This is a genomic window from Enterococcus sp. DIV1279b, assembly GCF_050531515.1.
GTDB classification, from domain to species: domain Bacteria; phylum Bacillota; class Bacilli; order Lactobacillales; family Enterococcaceae; genus Enterococcus_D; species Enterococcus_D casseliflavus.
Genome location: NZ_CP172891.1, coordinates 695,183 through 715,209, shown reverse-complemented (window position 1 = coordinate 715,209; position 20,027 = coordinate 695,183). Strand labels below are relative to the sequence as shown.

General features: G+C 43.3%; 17 protein-coding genes. 3 read left to right on the top strand and 14 right to left on the bottom strand.

All coding sequences use genetic code 11. The annotated features are described in order from the left end of the window. Positions 1-47 precede the first annotated feature (47 nt). The 10 genes from IGI71_RS03375 to IGI71_RS03330 form a co-directional block, all read right to left on the bottom strand. On the bottom strand, positions 48-1,313 hold the full coding sequence (locus tag IGI71_RS03375) for a CapA family protein (protein ID WP_428210933.1): 1,266 nt from the start codon (positions 1,311-1,313) through the stop codon (positions 48-50). Between the two features lie 436 nt (positions 1,314-1,749). Further along, complete coding sequence (locus IGI71_RS03370; protein WP_081116781.1) at positions 1,750-3,852, bottom strand: BglG family transcription antiterminator; 2,103 nt, start codon at positions 3,850-3,852, stop codon at positions 1,750-1,752. Positions 3,853-3,875: 23 nt separating this feature from the next. Next, positions 3,876-4,781 carry a 4-hydroxy-tetrahydrodipicolinate synthase gene (gene dapA, locus IGI71_RS03365; protein WP_430616175.1) on the bottom strand — a complete coding sequence of 302 codons (906 nt, stop codon included), beginning with the start codon at positions 4,779-4,781 and terminating at the stop codon, positions 3,876-3,878. Continuing rightward, positions 4,778-5,443, bottom strand: a complete 666-nt coding sequence (locus IGI71_RS03360) for an SIS domain-containing protein (RefSeq protein ID WP_060793029.1) — start codon at positions 5,441-5,443, stop codon at positions 4,778-4,780. Before IGI71_RS03360 ends, dapA begins: the two co-directional genes overlap by 4 nt. 24 nt (positions 5,444-5,467) lie before the next feature. Further along, on the bottom strand, positions 5,468-6,754 hold the full coding sequence (locus tag IGI71_RS03355; RefSeq protein ID WP_081116782.1) for a PTS ascorbate transporter subunit IIC: 1,287 nt from the start codon (positions 6,752-6,754) through the stop codon (positions 5,468-5,470). Between the two features lie 25 nt (positions 6,755-6,779). Further along, positions 6,780-7,145 (bottom strand): PTS sugar transporter subunit IIB, encoded by a 366-nt coding sequence (locus tag IGI71_RS03350; RefSeq protein WP_016610456.1) that lies wholly within the window; start codon positions 7,143-7,145, stop codon positions 6,780-6,782. A 1-nt stretch (position 7,146) separates the two neighbouring features. Continuing rightward, positions 7,147-7,593 (bottom strand): PTS sugar transporter subunit IIA, encoded by a 447-nt coding sequence (locus IGI71_RS03345; RefSeq protein ID WP_016610455.1) that lies wholly within the window; start codon positions 7,591-7,593, stop codon positions 7,147-7,149. 432 nt (positions 7,594-8,025) lie between these two features. Continuing rightward, positions 8,026-8,157 (bottom strand): FeoB-associated Cys-rich membrane protein, encoded by a 132-nt coding sequence (locus IGI71_RS03340; protein ID WP_115224854.1) that lies wholly within the window; start codon positions 8,155-8,157, stop codon positions 8,026-8,028. Beyond that, entirely contained in the window at positions 8,154-10,292 is a 2,139-nt protein-coding gene (gene feoB / locus IGI71_RS03335) for a ferrous iron transport protein B (protein ID WP_142967585.1), read from the bottom strand. Before feoB ends, IGI71_RS03340 begins: the two co-directional genes overlap by 4 nt. Next, positions 10,292-10,759, bottom strand: coding sequence for a FeoA family protein (locus IGI71_RS03330; protein ID WP_060793026.1), 468 nt, complete (start codon positions 10,757-10,759; stop codon positions 10,292-10,294). The genes feoB and IGI71_RS03330 overlap by 1 nt, the downstream gene beginning before the upstream one ends. Positions 10,760-11,116: 357 nt before the next feature. On the opposite strand from IGI71_RS03330, the gene nrdH reads away from it, so the two are divergent. The 3 genes from nrdH to nrdF all read left to right on the top strand — a co-directional run bounded on the left by nrdH (position 11,117) and on the right by nrdF (position 14,661). Then, complete coding sequence (gene nrdH, locus IGI71_RS03325; RefSeq protein ID WP_005225182.1) at positions 11,117-11,341, top strand: glutaredoxin-like protein NrdH; 225 nt, start codon at positions 11,117-11,119, stop codon at positions 11,339-11,341. Positions 11,342-11,438: 97 nt separating this feature from the next. Continuing rightward, on the top strand, positions 11,439-13,598 hold the full coding sequence (nrdE, locus tag IGI71_RS03320; RefSeq protein ID WP_081116783.1) for a class 1b ribonucleoside-diphosphate reductase subunit alpha: 2,160 nt from the start codon (positions 11,439-11,441) through the stop codon (positions 13,596-13,598). A gap of 97 nt (positions 13,599-13,695) precedes the next feature. Further along, complete coding sequence (gene nrdF, locus IGI71_RS03315) at positions 13,696-14,661, top strand: class 1b ribonucleoside-diphosphate reductase subunit beta (RefSeq protein ID WP_005225180.1); 966 nt, start codon at positions 13,696-13,698, stop codon at positions 14,659-14,661. A 59-nt stretch (positions 14,662-14,720) separates the two neighbouring features. Here nrdF and IGI71_RS03310 read toward each other — a convergent pair whose 3' ends face one another. The 4 genes from IGI71_RS03310 to glpK form a co-directional block, all read right to left on the bottom strand. Then, positions 14,721-15,776 (bottom strand): alpha/beta hydrolase, encoded by a 1,056-nt coding sequence (locus IGI71_RS03310; protein WP_194185653.1) that lies wholly within the window; start codon positions 15,774-15,776, stop codon positions 14,721-14,723. A gap of 90 nt (positions 15,777-15,866) precedes the next feature. Further along, a complete protein-coding gene (locus tag IGI71_RS03305; RefSeq protein ID WP_428210930.1) occupies positions 15,867-16,583 on the bottom strand; it encodes an MIP/aquaporin family protein in 717 nt (238 codons plus the stop codon). After that, entirely contained in the window at positions 16,576-18,405 is a 1,830-nt protein-coding gene (gene glpO / locus IGI71_RS03300) for a type 1 glycerol-3-phosphate oxidase (protein ID WP_231472865.1), read from the bottom strand. Before glpO ends, IGI71_RS03305 begins: the two co-directional genes overlap by 8 nt. Before the next feature lie 3 nt (positions 18,406-18,408). Beyond that, the gene (gene glpK, locus IGI71_RS03295; protein WP_005225176.1) at positions 18,409-19,929 is read right to left on the bottom strand and encodes a glycerol kinase GlpK; all 1,521 of its coding nucleotides are present in this window, start codon (positions 19,927-19,929) and stop codon (positions 18,409-18,411) included. Positions 19,930-20,027: the final 98 nt, after the last annotated feature.

Sequence of the window (20,027 nt, the reverse complement as noted above, 5' to 3'; positions counted from 1 at the left end):
AGCCAATAAAAAAGCAACCTGTTAGCCAGATTGCTTTCTTGTCCTCACTACTCCCACTTCAAATCCAACAGCTCCAGCATTTCATGGTAGGCGGTTTCGATCCGCTGGCGCTTTTCTTCAGGGACATTTTTGGCATATTGCCCATCTGGCAGATAATCTGCGGCAAGGTAAACTTGAAAATCAAAGGCCTGCAAGACGCCGTATTCTGGATCATAATAGGTACGATCAGGGATCGGTTCTTTGGAGACCCAAGTCGGATGCAAGGCAATCTTGCTTAAATAGGTCCGCTGCCCTTCTTTGGAGATTTCAACTTCTGGGATGACGCCTCGTTCGGTCCAATAGTTGTTATTGACGGTTTCATAACGTTGATTCGACAATAAGTTTCCCATTGAATAAATGATAAATTTCTTTTCCCCGTCCTTTTCGATGATTTCGGTTGGTTCTGCTACATGCGGATGGCCACCGAAGATAATATCAGCACCAAAATCGATCATCTTCCGATAAACAGTTTGTTGTTCTTCCGTTGGTTCTAAAGAATACTCGACACCAGACTGAGGCATCACGATGGTGATATCCGCCAAGCTTTCCGCTTCTTTGATCTCTGCTTCCACTTTATCTAACGACAAGTCTTTCAAATAGGTGTCATACTCTGCTTGAGTTAAGCTTTCTTCAAGGCCATTGAAGCCATAGGCATAGGCCAAGAGAGCAACTTTAATCCCGTTGACTTCTTTGACCAGGATTCCGCTATTGTCGACCGTGACACCAATCGTTGCCAAGCCTTGGTCGTGAAAAGCAGCCACCGTTGTTTTGATTCCTTCGATCCCTGTATCTAAAATATGGTTATGGGCAAGATCGATCACATCAAAGCCCGCGTCTTTGATACTGGCAACAGCATCGATAGGGGCGTTGAATAAGGGAAAACCGCCAAGCGGTTTATTAGGATTGATGGTTCCTTCAAAATCACCTAAAGCAAGGTCCGCCGATGCAATCAGCGGTTTGACTTGCTCAAAATCATTGTCAAAATCATAACGCTTCCCATCGTAAGCGCTTAAATAAACAGGTGTATGATAAAGCATATCGCCACTAGCTGTCACTGTGATGGTTTTTACTGCTGGCTTTGTTTCGGTAGAACTACTCGTTTCTTGCATTGGCTTTGTTGCCTTTGTCGTTTCTGCTGTATGACGCTGTTCGGGGATGCTTGTCACTTGAATCACTAGATAAATCACTCCAAGTATGATTGCCAGCAACGCTGTACTTAACCCCACAATGATCCGCTGGTGTTTCTGACGCTCCCGTCTTCGTTGTTGTCTCATGCCCTCACCCTTTCACTCTGCTTTATCAAAAACCTATCTTCGTTTACGTTCTAACGAGATTCCCTGCTCCCTTTCCTGCGAACCTCACTAAATAATATCTTTTTATTAAATAATTATACTATATTTGAGATTCCTTTAATAGGTCGTTTTGTAAAGAATAAAAAAACAGCCCGATCGTGATCGAACTGTTTCTCCACTTCTATGGTAGCTGATTCCCGAATGCATCTTTCTTGTAGAACTGGACTAACCTCAAACGGCATAAATTAGTATCATTAGAGAATTCTTCCGCTGTTAACAGTTCTGAGTAACATCGCTTGCGTTCGGATGAACAGCAGCAAATGATGAAGGCAAATGACTCCCCTTCGCACGCTTCTCTCAATAAAGACCAAAGAGTATCTGTTTTATCCTATAAGACTTACAGTATTTTCGAAAAAATTTATACAACAGCAGTACGTAAAATCTCTGCAAACCATTGATAAACTGTTTCCGGACATTCATGTTTTTCTAATTCTCGAAAAAAATCTTTGGATTCAATAAGGGTAATAAACTGAGTCATCGCATTTAGATGCTGCTTGCTGTCTAATGCAGAAAGGGTAAAGATATACTTTACAGGAATCGTTCCCAAGACATATACTTCAGATTCTAACGTTGTCAATCCCATGCCAAGTTTTTTTGCACCTGCTTCAGGAACCGTATGCGGTAAGGCAACTTGATCGAATATCACCATATAAGCGCCTTCTGATCTGGTTTGTTGAATGATCGAATCGATGTAATTTCTAGTGATGATCTTTCTTTCAATCAATGGATTGGCTGCGAGATAAAAGGCCTCTTCCCATGTTCTGGCTTTTTTGTTTAATTGTATCAATTCTGGACGCATCATATCCAACAGCATTGCAGGTTCTTTTGACTTTTTCTCTTTTTGAGACATGATAGATGCCGTTGGCGAGCAGGTCTCTTGTACAAATTTCTCTAAATGATGCCGCAGAGCTGACTCACTAGTAACTGTTGAATATTGTTGAATAACCTGCATCAAGCCGTCGATCGTCACAGTATTGGGCTTGATGCTTGTACTGGTTTCGAATTTGACATCTAAAAACAACTGGGTTCGTTCCTCGTAAGACATGATCGGGTTTACTACAAAAATCGGCTTTTTTAACGGATAAAGTTGAAAGTTGGGTTTTGTCGTAAAAATGATATCGTATGACTGATCAAATGAATGCAGTTCGCTTGTTTCAATCGGTCCCAATAAGATAAAAGAGGGAAAGATTTCCTTTAATTCATTGTAAATGATTGCTGAGCTTCCAATACCATTTGGGCAGACAACGACCCCCACTTTTTGTTGCACCATATATTCTTCAGAATTTCTGATCAAAAGCGCAAAGTGCATGGTTAAAAAGGCTACTTCTTCATCTGGAAGCTTTGAATCAAAGCTATCACTGATTGGTCTCAAGGTTTCTTTTACGATCTGATAAAGGTCATTATATTTTTCAAAAATTTTATCCTGCATAGGGTTGATGATCGGTAATCGAAACAGCATTCGGAAATAGGTCGGTCGAAAATGACTATATAATTGCTTGATGACAGAGTGTTTATCCTTGAAACGAATACCTGAAAGCAATTCAAATCGCTCGACAATTCTTTCTACCAAGTCAATGATGACCAAATTTCCTTGAAGCCATTCCTTTTCATTCCCTAATGCCATTCCCAGTACCCACCCACAGAGATAGTTCTTTTCTATACTATTCATCACCCCTGCGTTTTCTAAAACTTCTTCAGCAAAGCGGTACTCCTTCATTTTTACTAACTCATGATCATTAGAAAAAGGTTTTAGATCAAATTCATTCAAGCCCATTCTTGGGTATAAAAAAATAAGGATATAGTTCAATTCAATCAACCTATTTTCAACTAACTCTATCGCATGTTTTTCTAAAAGAAGAGAAAGATAGGTGTCCTGCTCATCCGCCAATTGTATTCGTTCGTTATGAATAAAGTAACGGTAGATAAAATCATCGTCCTTGCTAGTTACATCTTCCAAAATCATTCGAAATAAAGCGTAACGAATCATCAGTTCATCACCTGCTAAGTGATACCCCTCTTTTCTCGAGTAACTGATTGAAATATCGTACCCCTGCAATTCCGCTTGTAATTTGCGCAGATCACTCATAAAGGTTGTTTTGCCGATTTTTAACGCATCTAAAAAATGGTTGACCGACAGATAGTCTTTCTCGTAGTAAAAGAGCGTCAAAAAGATATATTTTCCTCGTTCTTTTGAACTCATCTCATAATACTTAAACATACGCTCACGTAAAAATGACTCCAACAAATATTCCTTGCTTTTTTCAGGCAGTCGGATCACACTTTCCTTATTCACGCTAAGTGGTAGTTTTTGGGCAGATAGAAACTGGTTGATTTTATCAATGGTATACTCTATTTGAGTGCGGTTCATAGAATAATTCCGCTGAAGATAATCGTAACTGATGGTCGGTTTTTCAATCAGAGCCATCATCATCTTTCTCGTCCTATAGTCAATTTTCACCATCAATGTTCCCCCATTTCTGCAGCCTACTGTTCTACTTTCAATGTAAATCCTTCCGCTTGTACATATTTTTGAAGCACTTGATCCACCTGCTGCTTTTCTTCTTTCGTAAGATCTAGAACAGGCAGTTTCGGTAACCCAACATCCTGTCCGATTGCCCGCAAACAGTATTTCAGCCCAGACGGAATCGTTGAGCATTTGCAGGCTTCTCTAAAATCATCAATACTTGCTTGTGCTTGCCGTGCTTGTTCTATGTTTCCAGCTACAAATCGTTCATAGATCGACACATCTGTTTTCGTCACAACATTTGCGGTTGAAGCCACAGAACCATCTGCTCCTAACTGTAATGCTTCTAAAATCTTAGAGTCGCTTCCCATCAGCAAAGAGAAATCCTCTCGATGATTTAATTCAAGATAGCCCTTAAAGTTTTCTAGATCACCGCTCGAATCTTTTATCCCAATGATCGAATCAATTTTGAGTAATTCCGAGAAAACATGACGATTGATGAAATTTCTAGTATTTGGCGGAATATTGTACAAAATGATTGGCAGTGTCGTTTGCTCAGCAATCACACGATAATGATGAATCAGCTCTTCATCGGTATATTTCAAAAGATATGGTGTAATAATGGAAGCAGCATCAACGCCGATTTTTGCAAACTCATTTACTAACTCAATCACTTTATTCGTTGCAATATCTCCGGCACCTGCAAATACTGGTACTCTGCCCGATACTTCATCGACAACGATTTTTGCAAACTGGATTTTCTCTTCTTTGCTTAAGGTATGAAATTCGCCATTGGTTCCTAAAATAAACAACCCGTGGACACCACCAGCAATCAAATGTCTTACAAGCTTTCTAGTGCCCTCTTCATTGATACCGTTCTCATTTAATGGTGTGACCATTGCTGGTATAATTCCTCTGATTTTCATTGTGTAAGCTCCTTTTTTGTCGTTGCTCCTAAGCTTCCCCCTGGATGCCATTTAAGGTAATCTTCTAAATTGATTTCTTTTGCTTCTTGCAGCAACACCGACAGAACCTGCAGCTGGATCATTTGGGCGATCACAGAGGAACGTGGCGGTTTATTCAATGAGTCCCCTTCTTGGGAAACATAAGAAGACAATGTGACTTCAGCACAGGAAGCTAGGGAAGAATCTTCATTTCCTGTTACCGCTAAAATTACGGCGCCATTGGCTTTTAAGGCAGCAAGTGCATATTCTAATTCTTTGGTGTTCCCACTATTACTTATCGCAATCACTACATCGCCAGCCACGACTTGTCCTGCCGATCCGTGCACAGTTTCGGTTGTGTCTAAAAAATAGGCTGGCGTACCGACAGAGGAGAAAAGTGAAGCTGCATAGCCTGCTACATAGGAACATTTTCCCACGCCTGTTACATGAACGCGCTTATGATTTTTTTCTGCATGGAGAATAAGTTCTTTGGCCTTCACCATCTGTTGATAGACTTCTTCTTCTTCAAGCCGATAAAATTGAGCATCGCTTTGGGCTTTTAAATTCGTACTATATGCAAACAAAACGTTTTTTTCATTCAATACAGATTTTCCTTCCTTATAGCAAGGAGAAATTGTATCCATCCTTCTCCTTGCTAATCATACTGTTTAACTAAATAGTTTTAAGATTTTGTCTAGTAAAATTCCGATAATATTGTAGTCGATTTGAGGAAATCCAGCGTCTGTGATGCCTAATTCAGAAAAAGCTGGGAAAAGCACCAAAGGCAATGCAGTCAGCAAAATACCGCCTAAGAAGGATGCGATGATCGCCCCTTTCAACCCGCCTCTTATTGAACCAAAGACACCCATGGTTCCACCCGAGAAAAAAGCAATCCCAGCTGCTGGCAAAAGCACAACGGGAGAACCCATAGCAGCCATGGCAAACGTCGCTGTTAACCCACCTATAAACGAGGTAATAAAACCGACAGGAACCATGGTTGGCGCATATTGGAAAAACACAGGAACATCTACTGCCGGCATTGATCCTGGGATATATTTTTCTGAGATCGCCACGAAGGCAGCCGTTAATTCAGCAATAAATTGACGCACACCATAAATCAGTACAGACATCCCCGCAGCAAATTGCAACCCTTGAATCAACGGATACAAGAACCATAAGTCGTTGCCAGCCATTTCTTGAACGACATCCATATGACCACTTAAAACTGCTGCGATCGTTGCAATGTAGAAAAGAATAATCATGAAAAATGCAACAGAGAAGACAAAATCTCGGAATACGGAGAAGAAATCAGGGAGCTCGCGATTGGCTGCTTTCTCTTTCTTTGCTTGCCAATTTTTCCCTCCAATGACACTGCCGATGACACCTGAGAACCAGTAAAAAATCAAGTTAAAGTGACCTAGTGCAACCCCTGCATTACCTGTCAGCTCATCTGTATATTTCTGAGCCAATTTGGGCAGCCCTGCTCCTGCAAAACCTAGCACCAAAGAACCAAAGATAACTGTTACCCAAGTGGGCATACCATTCGAAATAAAAATCAACCCAATGACAGCAGCAAAGAAAAGATAATGCTGACCGGTTAAGAAAATTGATTTTAAAGGCGTCAATTTCGCAATAACTAATCCGAATATGAACCCTGAGCCCATAATCATTGATATTTCAAAACCATATACATCCATGGCTAACGCTGTAGCAGGCTCTACTGCCAGAACCGTCCCTTGAACACCAAATGCGGTCTGAAACAACGTGGCAAAATTTGCAGCAATCGTTCCTACATGACCACCACCAATATTAAAAATCATAAACCCAATGCCCACTTTGAGGACACCGCTCAGGGTCTCCTTCGCAGGCTTTCTTTGTGCAAGTAACCCAATCAAAGCCAAAATCATTAGCAACACAGCAGTATTTCTGAATTGGTTCATTACTAAAATTGCCATTCAATTTATTCCTCGCTCCATCAATTTATTTTGTTTGCATCGTTTCAAGAAATGTTTCTAGTTTTCCTTGGATCTCTTCTTTACTCATAATATTTTGAATGCCTATGACTTCATAAGGTTTGTTTTGAAAATCAGGTTCCGCTGCGATATCTGCCATACTCATAAAGGCATCGCCCGTAAAACCAATGAGGACGTCTAGGTTTCCATGAATCGTTTCAATGGGATAGCCGTTTTCTTCAATCACTGATTTTACTTTTATGTGAAGCAGCGTTGAACTCCCCATCCCCGCACGGCATGCAACCGCTATCAAATATTTCTTGCCATTACTTGTCTTAGGTTTTGCATCTGCTTGGATCGATGCATCATTTTTCTTTTTTTGAAAGAATCCCATCTTAACTCCTCGTTTCTTCTAATAGTTTTATAAATGCTTCTGGTGTCTGCACATTTGCTAAACGATCAATGATATTGTCCCTTGCTAAAACTTCTGCTAACTCACCCATCAGTTCCAAATGACTGGTCGGGTCTATCGCTGCCAAACAGAAAATGACTTTCACTGGATCATTGGGCGAACCAAATGAGATGGGGGTATTTAATGTCATCGCACTTAGTCCTAAACGACAAACCCCATCTTCTGATCGGGCATGGGCCAAAGCAAACCCAGGCATAAGCACGATATACGGCCCGGCATCTAAGACAGATTGAACCATCGCTTCGACATACTGTTTTGTAACGCTGCCATTCTTCAATAACGGCTGGGCAGCTTTTTTGATTGCTTCTTGCCAACTGGTACTGTCTTGCTGAAGTAAAATGTTTTCTTTTGTTAATAATGTAGTTTGCAAACGACGATTTCCTTTCTAAAAAAAATTTCTTTAGGTTTTAGTAAAGAATTTCTCGAGATCATTCCTATACACACACTATAAGTGAAAAGTTCTGGCCTGAATAGACGATTTGAGACCACATATTTGTACGCGCTTCCAGATTAAGTGAACTGCTCTTTTCAAAAAGACCAGATATACTGGCTATTTTTTTTATTAGCCTCCAGTTTTTCTCGATATCCTTCTTGAGCAGTTCACAAAACTTATTCTCTCAAGGAAAAAGTGAACCAAAAATGGACAGATCTTTTGCTTGCACCCACAATAAAAAAAGAAGCTCTTAAATAAACTAAGAACTTCTTAAAGCAAACAATCTATTCATGGCTAAGATCTACCGTTTCAATTGTATTTCTACCTGTAGGTATTTTCACACAAATTTTTACTTACAACTGCTATTTTCTACTTTGCTTCCTCATGCTTCACAGGACAACTGATATGACAATCAGAACAATGATCCTTTTTCACCATGCGGTACACCACACGGGTGCCATAGCCAAAAATCAGGCCGCTTAGAATTATTGTAGCAATCATTTTTCGCCTCCTACGACTTGGATCAAGGGTGCACTCCCGCGGAATGGTTTCTTCAACAGAGCAAATACCAATAGCCCAGCAATGAGGATTGCCGCGAAAACACCCAGCGTGAGGTGTCCGCCTTCAAAGACGACGTGCCCGAATTGGTAGACCAACAAGCTGGCGCAGTATGCCAAGCCGCATTGATAGCCAATGGCTAACCACGTCCACTTGCTGTCCCCCATTTCACGGTGGATCGCACCGATAGCAGCAAAACAAGGGGCACATAGTAAATTAAAGACGAGAAAAGAGTATGCCGCCACAGCAGTGTAATCGCCGCGCAACACTTGCCAAATCTCCGTCCCGCTTTCTGACAACTCCCCAGTTTGTCCGTAGAGGATCCCAAAGGTGCCGATCACATTTTCTTTGGCGACCAGGCCAGTGATCGTCGCCACGGCGCCTCGCCAGGTTCCCCAGCCTAGGGGAGCAAAAAGCGGCGCCAAAAGTCGTCCGAAAAAGGCCAAAATGCTTTGGTCTTCTGTGACCCGCTGCAAGGCAAAGCTGTAGCTGGAGGTAAACCAGACAAAGATACAAGCCACAAAAATTATCGTACCGGCTTTTTTCACAAAAGCAATGGCTCGATCACAGGCACTTTTCAAAATCGTTGTGAGCTGCGGCAAGTGATACGCTGGCAGTTCCATAATAAATGGTGCCAGATCACCTGCAAATAAAGGCGTTTTTTTCAAGACGATCCCTGAAAAAATCACAGCACCCATGCCGACAAAATAGGCCGATGGGGCGACCCAACTATACTGAGGGAAAAAGGCTCCTGAAATCAATGCGATGATCGGCAATTTGGCAGAACATGGCATGAAGGTCGTGACCATCACCGTCAACCGACGATCCTTTTCATTTTCAATCGTTCGGCTTGCCATCACGCCGGGCACCCCGCAACCGGTAGCGATCAACATGGGGATAAACGACTTGCCAGATAGACCAAACTTGCGAAACAGGCGGTCCATGACAAATGCCACCCGTGCCATGTATCCGCAGTCCTCCAAGATAGCCAAACAAAAAAAGAGCACGAAGATCTGCGGCAAAAAGCCTAAGACCGCACCGACCCCTGCCACGATGCCGTCTAAAATCAGTTCTTGCAGCCACTGGGCGACTTGCAGCTGTTCTAGCCAGTGCGCTGCTGTTTCGGGAATCCAGCTGCCAAATAATACATCATTGACCCAATCAGTACCAATCGTACCAATCGTCTGAATCGATAAATAGTAGATTCCCCACATAATGAAGGCAAAAATCGGTAGTGCCAATACGCGATGGGTCAACACACGGTCGATTTTGTCGCTGAAGGCTAAGTGCTGATCTGTTTCCTTGATGACTGCCAGCGCCAACAATTCTTCAATGAAGCCATAGCGCTCATTGACGAGAATGGCGTCACTGCTGTCTTTAAAGATCAGCTCTAAAATCGAAATCGTCTCCTGAAGGACTGCCTGCTGGGAATCAGTCAGTTTACACATCGTCTGAATCGCTTCATCTTTTTCAAAGAGTTTTATGGCAAACCAACGTTTTTGCTGCTGAGGGATCGTCTCTGGCAAAATCGCCATGATCTCGGTCAAGCCAGCTTCTAGACGAGCATCGTAGCGGGGAGGAAGCGGTTGTGTATTGGCTACATGCTTCGCTGCCTCGATCATTTTGGTTAAGCCGCGTTGCTTCAAAGCACTGATCCCTACTACGGGAACCCCTAGACCGTAAGCCAGCTTTTCGAAATTGATCTGCAAGCCTTTTTTCTTTAATAGGTCGATCATGTTGATGGCTGCCACAGTCGGGACATTCATTTCTAATAATTGCAATGTTAGATACAGGTTGCGCTCCAGGTTGGTTCCATCGATAATATTGATCACCGCGTCCAATGATGCTTCCATCAAATAATTGCGAGAAATCAGTTCTTCTGGTGTGTACGGCGACAAGGAATAGATCCCTGGTAGATCTTGGATCAATACTTGTCGGTCTTTTCGCAGTCGCCCCGCTTTTCGTTCCACGGTAACGCCTGGCCAATTCCCCACTGTTTGTTTGGCACCGGTCAATTGATTAAAGGTACTCGTTTTCCCGCTATTGGGATTTCCTGCTAATGCAAAGTGATAGGTCATTACGCTTCGACTCCTTTTTCGACAAAAACCAACGCTGCTTCTTGCTTTCTCAAAGACAATTCATAGCCGCGGAGCCGAATCTCCATCGGATCACCCAAAGGAGCCAGCTTCACCACTTCCAAATGGACGTTTTTCGTAAGTCCCATATCCATCAATCGACGGCGCACCGCACCTTTGGCGGCGATCTGATTGACCTTCCCGCTTTCACCGACTTGCAGCTGATCCAAAGAGGTAATGATGGTTTGCTGCTGGGTTTCTGTGACATCGATTTGTTCCATGACCCGTTCATCTAAAGCGATCCGCGTCCCTTGGTGTAAAATGATGCCGCCTTTGCGATCTTTTTGTACCACAACGATTTCAACGCCCGTGCGAATACCAAGATCATTTAAATGAGCCGTGATTTCTTTGGTGGTTGCCAACGAGTCGATTTTGTATGTTCCAGAAGCCCGAGTTTGCGCCATTTTCATTGCTTCTTACTCCTTTTGTGAAGTGTTGTTATAATTAACCTACTTTAATTGAGAATGATTATCATTATAATAGAGCCATTTCCATAAGAAGTCAATCTGTTTCGGCCCTCACTTTGAATCTTCCTTCACAATACGGATTTTTTTTACTCATTTTGATTGCATATCCCCTGTATTAATTACGCAAAAACCTTGTAATTCTAAGTATTTTCCGCTTTTTTCCCTTGCATAAAAAACACAGAAACACTATAAATTGTGTATGCCGAATTCACAAGCACAAGATATAGTGTTTTTTCGTTGACTTTCTCCGAGACTTATTTATACTAGGTTTATAACTATTACAACTCGGAGGAAACAATTATGAATATCAAACTATTTTCTAAAAACAACTGCATGCAATGTAAAATGGCGAAACGCTTTTTAAGTGAAAATCAGATTGCATTTGAAGAAATCAATATTGATAATGAGCCTGAAGCATTAGAATTTTTGAAAGAACAAGGATTCCAAAGTGTGCCAGTCATTACCTCTGATGCGCAAACGATCATTGGTTTCCGTCCAGATCAACTACGTCAATTAGCGAGCTAAGATTTTTCTCAATGTGATGCTTTTGAGGGATTTGTCAGTCGTCCAGACCGCAAGTCCTTTTTTATACGAACAAAACAAGAAAAGAGGTTAGCCATTTATGAGCTTGAAAGAAATCAAAGATGTCAGTTATTTCAAATTGAATAATGAGATCAACCGTCCAGTAGATGGTCAAATTCCATTAAATAAAGACAAAGAAGCCTTAGCGGCATTCTTTAAAGAAAACGTTGAACCAAATACCTTAACCTTTGCGACTGCAATGGACAAAATCAATTATTTGATTGAAAATGATTATTTAGAAGAAGAATTTATCAAAAAGTATCGCCCTGCCTTTATTGAGCAATTGTATCAATTCTTAGATGAGCAACACTTTACTTTCAAATCATTTATGGCTGCTTACAAATTTTATTCACAATACGCATTAAAAACGAATGATGGTACCGCGTATCTAGAACGTTACGAAGATCGGGTCGCTTTCAACGCCCTTTACTTTGCGGATGGCAATGAAGAGTTAGCAATGAGCTTGGCGGATGAAATGATCTACCAACGTTACCAACCAGCAACCCCTTCTTTCTTGAATGCAGGACGCAAACGTCGCGGTGAGTTGGTTTCTTGTTTCTTGATCCAAATCACTGATGACATGAACGCGATCGGTCGTGGGATCAACTCCGCGCTGCAACTTTCACGAATCGGTGGCGGTGTCGGGATCACGTTATCAAACTTGCGGGAAGCCGGCGCGCCTATCAAAGGCTACGAAGGGGCAGCAAGTGGTGTGATGCCTGTAATGAAATTGTTTGAAGATAGCTTCAGCTACTCAAACCAATTGGGTCAACGGCAAGGGGCTGGCGTGGTCTACTTGAACGTCTTCCACCCAGACATCATCAGCTTTTTATCAGCGAAAAAAGAAAATGCGGATGAAAAAATCCGTGTCAAAACCTTATCATTAGGCGTGATCGTACCTGACAAATTCTACGAATTGACGCGTAAAAATGAAGAGATGTATCTCTTTAGTCCCTACAGTGTCGAAAAAGAATATGGCGTGCCCTTCTCTTATGTCGATATCACCAAGGAATACGACAACTTAGTCATGAACCCACGGATTCGCAAAACCAAAATCAGAGCCCGTGATCTAGAAAACGAAATTTCTAAATTGCAGCAAGAATCTGGTTATCCTTATATCATCAATATCGATACAGCAAACCGCAGCAACCCAATCGATGGCAAGATCATCATGAGTAATCTTTGTTCCGAGATCCTTCAAGTCCAAGCACCATCTGAGATCAACGGCAAACAAGAATACGAAGTTTTAGGAACAGATATCAGCTGTAACTTAGGTTCCACCAATATCGTGAAATTGATGGACAGCCCTGACTTTGGGAAATCTGTTCGAGCAATGACTCGTGCCTTGACCTTTGTTACTGATGCGTCTGACATTGACGTAGTACCATCGATCCAAAATGGGAATGCCTTGAACCACACGATCGGTTTAGGCGCAATGGGCTTGCATACCTATTTTGCAAAAAATCAAATGGAATATGGTTCACCAGAATCCCTTGAATTTACTGATCTTTATTTCATGTTGTTGAACTATTGGACATTGGTTGAAAGCAATGCCATCGCCAAAGAAAAAGGCGAAGTTTTCCATAACTTTGAAAAATCAGCGTATGCAGACGGCAGCTACTTCACCGATTATATCCAAGGTGACTACCAACCAAAATCGGAAAAAGTCAAAGCATTGTTCGAAGGCGTCTTTTTACCAACTGGTGAAGATTGGGCAGCCTTGGCACAAACCGTCAAAGAAACCGGCTTGTATCACCAAAACCGCCTAGCCGTTGCACCAAATGGTTCGATCTCTTATATCAATGATACGAGTGCCAGCATCCACCCAATCACTCGGATGATCGAAGAACGCCAAGAAAAGAAAATCGGCAAGATCTACTATCCAGCACCTTACTTGAGCAATGAGACGATCGGCTACTACAAATCAGCCTACGATATGGATATGCGCAAAGTGATCGATGTTTACGCAACTGCTCAAAAACACGTCGATCAAGGTATGAGTATGACCTTGTTTATGCGTTCAGATATTCCAGAAGGTCTTTACGAATGGAAAGAAACGACAAAACAAACCACCCGTGATTTGAACATTTTGCGTCACTACGCTTTCCACAAAGGCATCAAATCGATCTACTATGTACGGACCTTTACAGATGATGCAGAAGAGATCGGCAGCAACCAATGTGAAAGCTGCGTCATCTAATCCAACTTTTGCCTGAAAACGAACCAACCGCCTGCCCCTGCTCTTTCTTGACAGCGGGTCGGCTGTTGTCTTGATACGATTATTGGAGGAACCGACTATGGGTAAGACTTACTATGAAGCAATCAACTGGAATGAGATCGAAGATATCATCGATAAATCCACTTGGGAAAAATTAACAGAACAATTCTGGTTAGACACGCGGATCCCTTTATCAAATGACCTTGATGACTGGCGGACGCTATCACCATTAGAAAAAACAACGGTGGGCTACGTCTTTGGCGGCTTGACTTTATTAGATACCGTTCAATCAGAAAGCGGTATGGATCAACTGCGTAAAGATGTCCGCACCCCACATGAAGAAGCGGTCTTGAACAACATCCAATTTATGGAATCTGTCCATGCAAAAAGCTATTCATCGATTTTCAGCACCCTGAATACAAAAGCGGAGATCGCTGATATTTTTGAATGGACCAACACCAATCCATATTTGCAAAAGAAAGCCGAACGAATCAATGAGATCTACAAAAATGGCACACCGCTAGAGAAAAAAATCGCCAGTGTATTTCTAGAGACCTTCTTATTCTATTCAGGTTTCTATACACCCCTTTACTACTTAGGCAATAACAAACTAGCGAACGTAGCGGAGATCATCAAATTGATCATTCGTGACGAATCCGTTCACGGCACGTATATCGGCTACAAATTCCAATTAGGTTTCAACGAATTACCAGAAGACGAACAGCAAAAGCTAAAAGACTGGATGTACGACTTGTTGTATGAGTTGTATGAAAATGAAGAGCGTTATACCGAAGAATTATACGATGAGATCGGCTGGACCGAAGAAGTCAAAACCTTCTTGCGTTACAATGCCAATAAGGCTTTGATGAATCTAGGTCAAGACCCGCTTTTCCCAGATACCGCCAACGATGTCAATCCAATCGTCATGAACGGTATTTCAACTGGTACCAGCAACCACGACTTCTTCTCACAAGTTGGGAACGGGTATCTGCTTGGTTCCGTAGAAGCGATGAAAGACGATGACTACTTCATCGGACTTGATTGATCTGCTGACAAATAAACACCTTGTTTCTCGCCAATTGAGGGTGAGAAACAAGGTGTTTTTTAGTGAGCCAGCTGGTCTTTGATAAAGGTCAACGTTTCTGTCAAACAGGCCTGTGCTTGGGGCAAGCTATAATCAAATTGGTATTCGTGGGTCACCGTTTCCGAATCCCCTTTGTAAAAGCGACTCGTCACGGGAATATCAAGAGCTTGCAGCCGGTTGGCAAAGGCAATGCCTTGGTCTTCAAAGGAATAGGCATTGCCATCCGTGATATACGTTGGTGGAAAATCAGCCGTCAATTTATCCACCAGCGAGATCTCCTGCAGTTGGGGACTATCTTGCCATTCTTTTTTGCCTAATAACGACCAAGCAACCGTTTTGACAAAGAATTTCATAAAGCGATCATCTGAAGAAGTCCCGGCGATCTGCTTCAAATCAAGCGGTCCGCAATAGGAAATAAACCCTTTCAGGGCCGATGCAGGAATGTCTTGATCAAAGGACATTTCCTTCGCATACGCTGGATTGGTTTGCAGCGCCACATATTGCCCAGCGATTTGGGCCCCTGCAGAATCCCCGCCGAAGAAGAGTTGATCGAAATCCAGCATGGGGTATGCTTGGGCATCTGCTTTGATCGAGTCTACCGCTTGGGCTACTTGTTTGACCTGTCCAGGATAATGCAGACTTGGTGCCCATTCATAATTGATCGAAATCACAGCGGCTTTGGTTTCATCGGCGACATAGGTCGCAAACTCTTTGACCCCTTCTTTGTCTCCGCCGACATAGCCGCCCCCATGGACCCAAAAAATGACTGGAACAGGGCCTTGTGCCTCTTTGGGATAATATAGATCAAAGGTACTGCGTTGATAATCCGATTGATACGTCAAGTCCTGTTTGACCGTCACATTCGGCAAACTTTTTTGATAAGCTGCCTCATCCTTGATGGTCACTTCTTGGTTAAACAGATGACCGATCAAAAAAGCCCCCGGTCGTGGGGAGAGTTGAAAAGCCAGAAAAACGGCAGCTAAGAGTCCGATCAGGACCATCGCCACCCACATGAAAAAGCGCAGAATTTTTTTCACGCAAAAGCTCCTTCCTTCTTTCTGTTTCAGCTTTTTCATTTAACCATGTTTTTTTAGCAAATTCAATGACAATTGCTAAAGATTAAAAAAGGATGATACCAATAGGCATCATCCTTAAAATAACATCGTTTATAATGGCAACATCATAAACAAACCAGCAGCGATCGCTGCCCCGATCATTGGACCGATGATTGGTACTAACGCATAGCCCCAATCGGAAGTCCCTTTGTTTTTGATTGGCAAGATTTGGTGAGCAATCCGTGGTCCTAAGTCCCGTGCCGGATTGATGGCATAGCCTGTTGGTCCACCAAGCGACAGCCCGATCGCTAAGATCAAGATCCCAACGATGATGGGATTTAATCCATCCGTAAAGGTATTGGCACCAAAAGCCAATAAGCCAAAGACTAAGACAAAGGTACCAATCACTTCAGTGATGGTATTCGATACTAAATTACGAACTGCAGGCCCTGTTGCAAAGGTACCTAAAATCGCGCCTTGGTCTTTTGTTTCATCCCATAATGGCAAGTAGTTAAGCCAAACGAGGATCGCCCCTACGATCGCACCAGCAATTTGTGCCAGCATAAACGGTACAGCCAAGCTCCAAGAAAAATTCCCCGTCATCGCCATGCCTAATGTAACGGCTGGATTCAAGTGAGCAGGTCCCATGTACCCTGAAACGTAAACGGCAATCGTTACCGCTGTCGCCCAGCCCATTGCGATCACGATCCAGCCAGAGGCTTCTGCTTTACTCTTTTTCAGATTGACAGCCGCACACACACCATCCCCTAACAAAACCAAAATAGCCGTTCCTAGAAATTCACTAAAGATCTGGGTTGTTTCATTCATCTTTTTTTCCTCCTTTTAAGGCTGTTAAATCTGATTCTGCGATCACTTGGTTCAATTCTGCTACATGGGCTGCTTTTTCTTCCTCGCTCCAGCCAAAGAAGTCGATCATAGCTGCAACGACACCGGCTTTGACTTCATCTAAGGTGTCTCGCATAAATAGGATATGGTTGGTCCGACGCAATAGATAATCGACAGGCGTCAGAACCATTTCTTCATGCAAGGAATAGTTCAAGGCCGTACTTTCTTTTTCATCTAAGCCCTCAAACTTCGTCTTGTAGTTCAACACTTGGGGAAGATTCGACCCATAAAGATGAGCCAAATACGTCGCAGCGGCTTCATCGAATCCAGCGGCTTGCGCTTGGTCAGCCAGCTTCGCTAAGTCTTCCTCTACATTGGCTGCATCAAGCTCACCACCAGAAACTGGGTACGTGGTTGAATCCACCAACTCGAAGGATGCACCGCTTTCTTGGAGCAATTCATTGATCCGTTTGACTGCTCCTTCCGCCATCAAGCGATAATCGGTGATTTTTCCCCCTGCCAACGTCAATAGTCCGTCTTTTGAGCGTTCCAAACTGCTGCCGCGAGAAACTTGCGATGGATCCACTTTGCTGGCTTCTACTCGTTCTTGTGCTTGTTTTACGGCTTTTTCTACGACTGGTCGCTGCCGCTCATCTTCAAGATACTCTTTGACGCTTTCAACGATCTGCTCAAAGCTTTCATCCGATAGTTTGCCTTTACCGCCGCCATTGTAATCAGACCCGCCATTATTCACAATCAACGGACGCAATCCTGCCCAGCTCGCTTCGATATCATCCAGGGTGATCTGAGCGTGAGGGAAGCGTTCATTCACGATGGTCAGTAGATAATCAACATCTTCTTGCGTGACCGTTGGATGGGCGAAATCGCCTGTATAATCCGTATCGGTTGTGCCAAAATAGGTCTTATTTTCTCTTGGTACCACGAAAACCATCCGACCATCATTTTTCCCAGTATCAAAATAGGTTGGTTGCGGCACTTTTAGTTTTTCACGATCGACCACTAAATGGACACCTTTCGTCGGACGCATTTGTGGCGGCAACTCATCATTCTTGTCTAATTGACGAACGATGTCTGACCAAGGGCCTGTCGTGTTGATCACGACTTTGGCGTGAACCTCAAAGCGCTCGTTTGTCAGTTGATCCTCCACTTCTACCCCATTGATGATGCCTTGCTCATCATGTAAGATGCCGACGACTTTGCCTTTACTGATCATTGCTGCCCCATCGGCTTGTGCTCGTTTGATGTTTTCGATCACCAAGCGGGCATCGTTGTTGCGAAAATCAAGATAGACACCGCCACCGACTAAGTTTTCCGCCTGCAGCTGAGGTTCGCGTTCTAAGACCTCTTCTTTCGTCAGCAGATAATTTTCGTATTTACTGCCTGTCACATTCGCTAAGCGATCATAAAGATCCATCGCCACTTTGACAGAAAACAAGGAGAAGGTTGCCCCTGGTTCATCATAGATTGGCAAAAGCATTGGATCTGGTTTCGGGATATGCGGAGCAATTTGCTGCACGATCGCCCGCTCCCGCACGGTGTCAGCGACCACTTCCACGTCAAAGGTTTTCAAATAGCGAATACCACCATGAACGAGTTTGGTGGACCGCGAAGACGTTCCTTCGGCAAAATCCTGCATTTCCAAAAGAACCGTCTTCATCCCAGCGGCTGCGGTTTGAACAGCAACCCCCGCGCCAGTGATCCCACCACCGATGATCAATACATCATAGGTGGTCTTTGCCGCTTCTTGAATGGTTTGCTTCCGATCTTTATGTGAAAAGGTCATGGCTTACTCGCCTTCTTTCTTCGCTTTGAATTTGAAGGTCTGAGTAGCTGCCACCGCTTGTTTCCAGCCTTCGTACAAATTGTCTCTTTCTTCTGCTGGCATTTCTGGTGTAAACATTTGCCCTTCTTCTGCCATTGATTTCAATTCATCCAAGTCTTTCCAGAAGCCAACCGCTAGCCCTGCCAAGTAAGCTGCACCTAATGCGGTTGTTTCCAGATTCGCTGCTCGTTGCACGTCAATGTCTAAAATGTCCGCTTGGAACTGCATCAATAGATCGTTTTTGGCTGCACCGCCATCGACCTTCAGCAATGGGATATCGATGCCAGAATCTTTTTTCATCGTGTCGATGACATCTTTTGATTGATACGCAACAGCTTGCAATGTTGCCCGAACAAAATCTTCCTTCGTCGTCCCACGAGTCAAGCCAAAGACGGCTCCTCTTGCATCTGAATCCCAATAAGGTGCACCCAATCCAGTAAAGGCAGGCACCACATACACTTCATTATCGCCTTTTGCTTTGGCAGCTATTTCTTCTGATTGCGGAGAAGACTCGATCATTCGTAGACCGTCCCGCAGCCATTGGATCGCTGATCCAGCAACGAAGATACTTCCTTCTAAGGCATAATAGACTTTGCCGTTGATGCCATACCCGATGGTCGTCAGTAGGTCATTGTCAGACAATTGTGGTTCTTCACCCGTATTCATGACGATAAATGCCCCAGTGCCGTAAGTATTTTTGATCATGCCTTTTTCAAAGGCCATTTGTCCAAAGAGGGCGGCTTGTTGGTCCCCAGCCATTCCAGCGATTGGTACTTCACTGCCGTAAAAATGGTAGCTGCGGGTGTGACCATAGACTTCTGAGTTGCTTTTGACTTCTGGTAGCATCGAGCTTGGAATGTTCAAAAGATCCAAGATTTCTTGATCCCATTCTAATTTATGGATATTGTAAAGCATCGTCCGACTAGCATTGGAGTAGTCGGTGACATGGACTTGTCCATCTGTCAGTTTCCACACAAGCCATGAATCGATCGTTCCGAAAAGTAGCTCGCCATTATCCGCCTTTTCTTGTGCCCCTTCGATATTGTCTAAAAGCCAGCGCACCTTGGTCGCTGAGAAATACGCATCAATGACTAACCCAGTTTTTTCATGGATCATCTCTGTATGGCCATCTGCTTTTAATTGGTCAGCGATCGGTGAAGATTGGCGGGATTGCCAAACGATTGCATTTGCGATCGGCTGGCCTGTCGTTTTGTCCCAAACCACTGTCGTTTCACGCTGGTTGGTGATCCCGATGCCGGCGATTGCTTCTGGTCGGATACCTGATTCAATAAATGCCCCTGCGATGACTGATTGGACAGAGTTCCAAATTTCGTTGGCGTTGTGTTCTACCCAACCCGATTTTGGAAAGTATTGCGGAAACTCTTTTTGTGAACTGCCGATTTTTTTCCCATTACGATCAAAAATAATTGCTCTTGAACTAGTGGTTCCTTGGTCGATCGCCATTACATAATTTTTTTCTGCCATTTGGTTCGCTCCCTTTAGTTTTTTATACGCTTTTCTTGTTAGCGCTTTCTGACTTGCTTTTATTTTAGCTGAACTTTCGCAATGTGGTTCGTCAATTT

Coding starts and splice junctions, on each gene's coding strand:
- IGI71_RS03375 (WP_428210933.1), bottom strand. CDS start 1,313: ATGAGACAACAACGAAGACGGGAGCGTCAGAAACACCAGCGGATCATT.
- IGI71_RS03370 (WP_081116781.1), bottom strand. CDS start 3,852: ATGGTGAAAATTGACTATAGGACGAGAAAGATGATGATGGCTCTGATT.
- dapA (WP_430616175.1), bottom strand. CDS start 4,781: ATGAAAATCAGAGGAATTATACCAGCAATGGTCACACCATTAAATGAG.
- IGI71_RS03360 (WP_060793029.1), bottom strand. CDS start 5,443: ATGGATACAATTTCTCCTTGCTATAAGGAAGGAAAATCTGTATTGAAT.
- IGI71_RS03355 (WP_081116782.1), bottom strand. CDS start 6,754: ATGGCAATTTTAGTAATGAACCAATTCAGAAATACTGCTGTGTTGCTA.
- IGI71_RS03350 (WP_016610456.1), bottom strand. CDS start 7,145: ATGGGATTCTTTCAAAAAAAGAAAAATGATGCATCGATCCAAGCAGAT.
- IGI71_RS03340 (WP_115224854.1), bottom strand. CDS start 8,157: ATGATTGCTACAATAATTCTAAGCGGCCTGATTTTTGGCTATGGCACC.
- feoB (WP_142967585.1), bottom strand. CDS start 10,292: ATGACCTATCACTTTGCATTAGCAGGAAATCCCAATAGCGGGAAAACG.
- IGI71_RS03330 (WP_060793026.1), bottom strand. CDS start 10,759: ATGAAAATGGCGCAAACTCGGGCTTCTGGAACATACAAAATCGACTCG.
- nrdH (WP_005225182.1), top strand. CDS start 11,117: ATGAATATCAAACTATTTTCTAAAAACAACTGCATGCAATGTAAAATG.
- nrdE (WP_081116783.1), top strand. CDS start 11,439: ATGAGCTTGAAAGAAATCAAAGATGTCAGTTATTTCAAATTGAATAAT.
- nrdF (WP_005225180.1), top strand. CDS start 13,696: ATGGGTAAGACTTACTATGAAGCAATCAACTGGAATGAGATCGAAGAT.
- IGI71_RS03310 (WP_194185653.1), bottom strand. CDS start 15,776: ATGAAAAAGCTGAAACAGAAAGAAGGAAGGAGCTTTTGCGTGAAAAAA.
- IGI71_RS03305 (WP_428210930.1), bottom strand. CDS start 16,583: ATGAATGAAACAACCCAGATCTTTAGTGAATTTCTAGGAACGGCTATT.
- glpO (WP_231472865.1), bottom strand. CDS start 18,405: ATGACCTTTTCACATAAAGATCGGAAGCAAACCATTCAAGAAGCGGCA.
- glpK (WP_005225176.1), bottom strand. CDS start 19,929: ATGGCAGAAAAAAATTATGTAATGGCGATCGACCAAGGAACCACTAGT.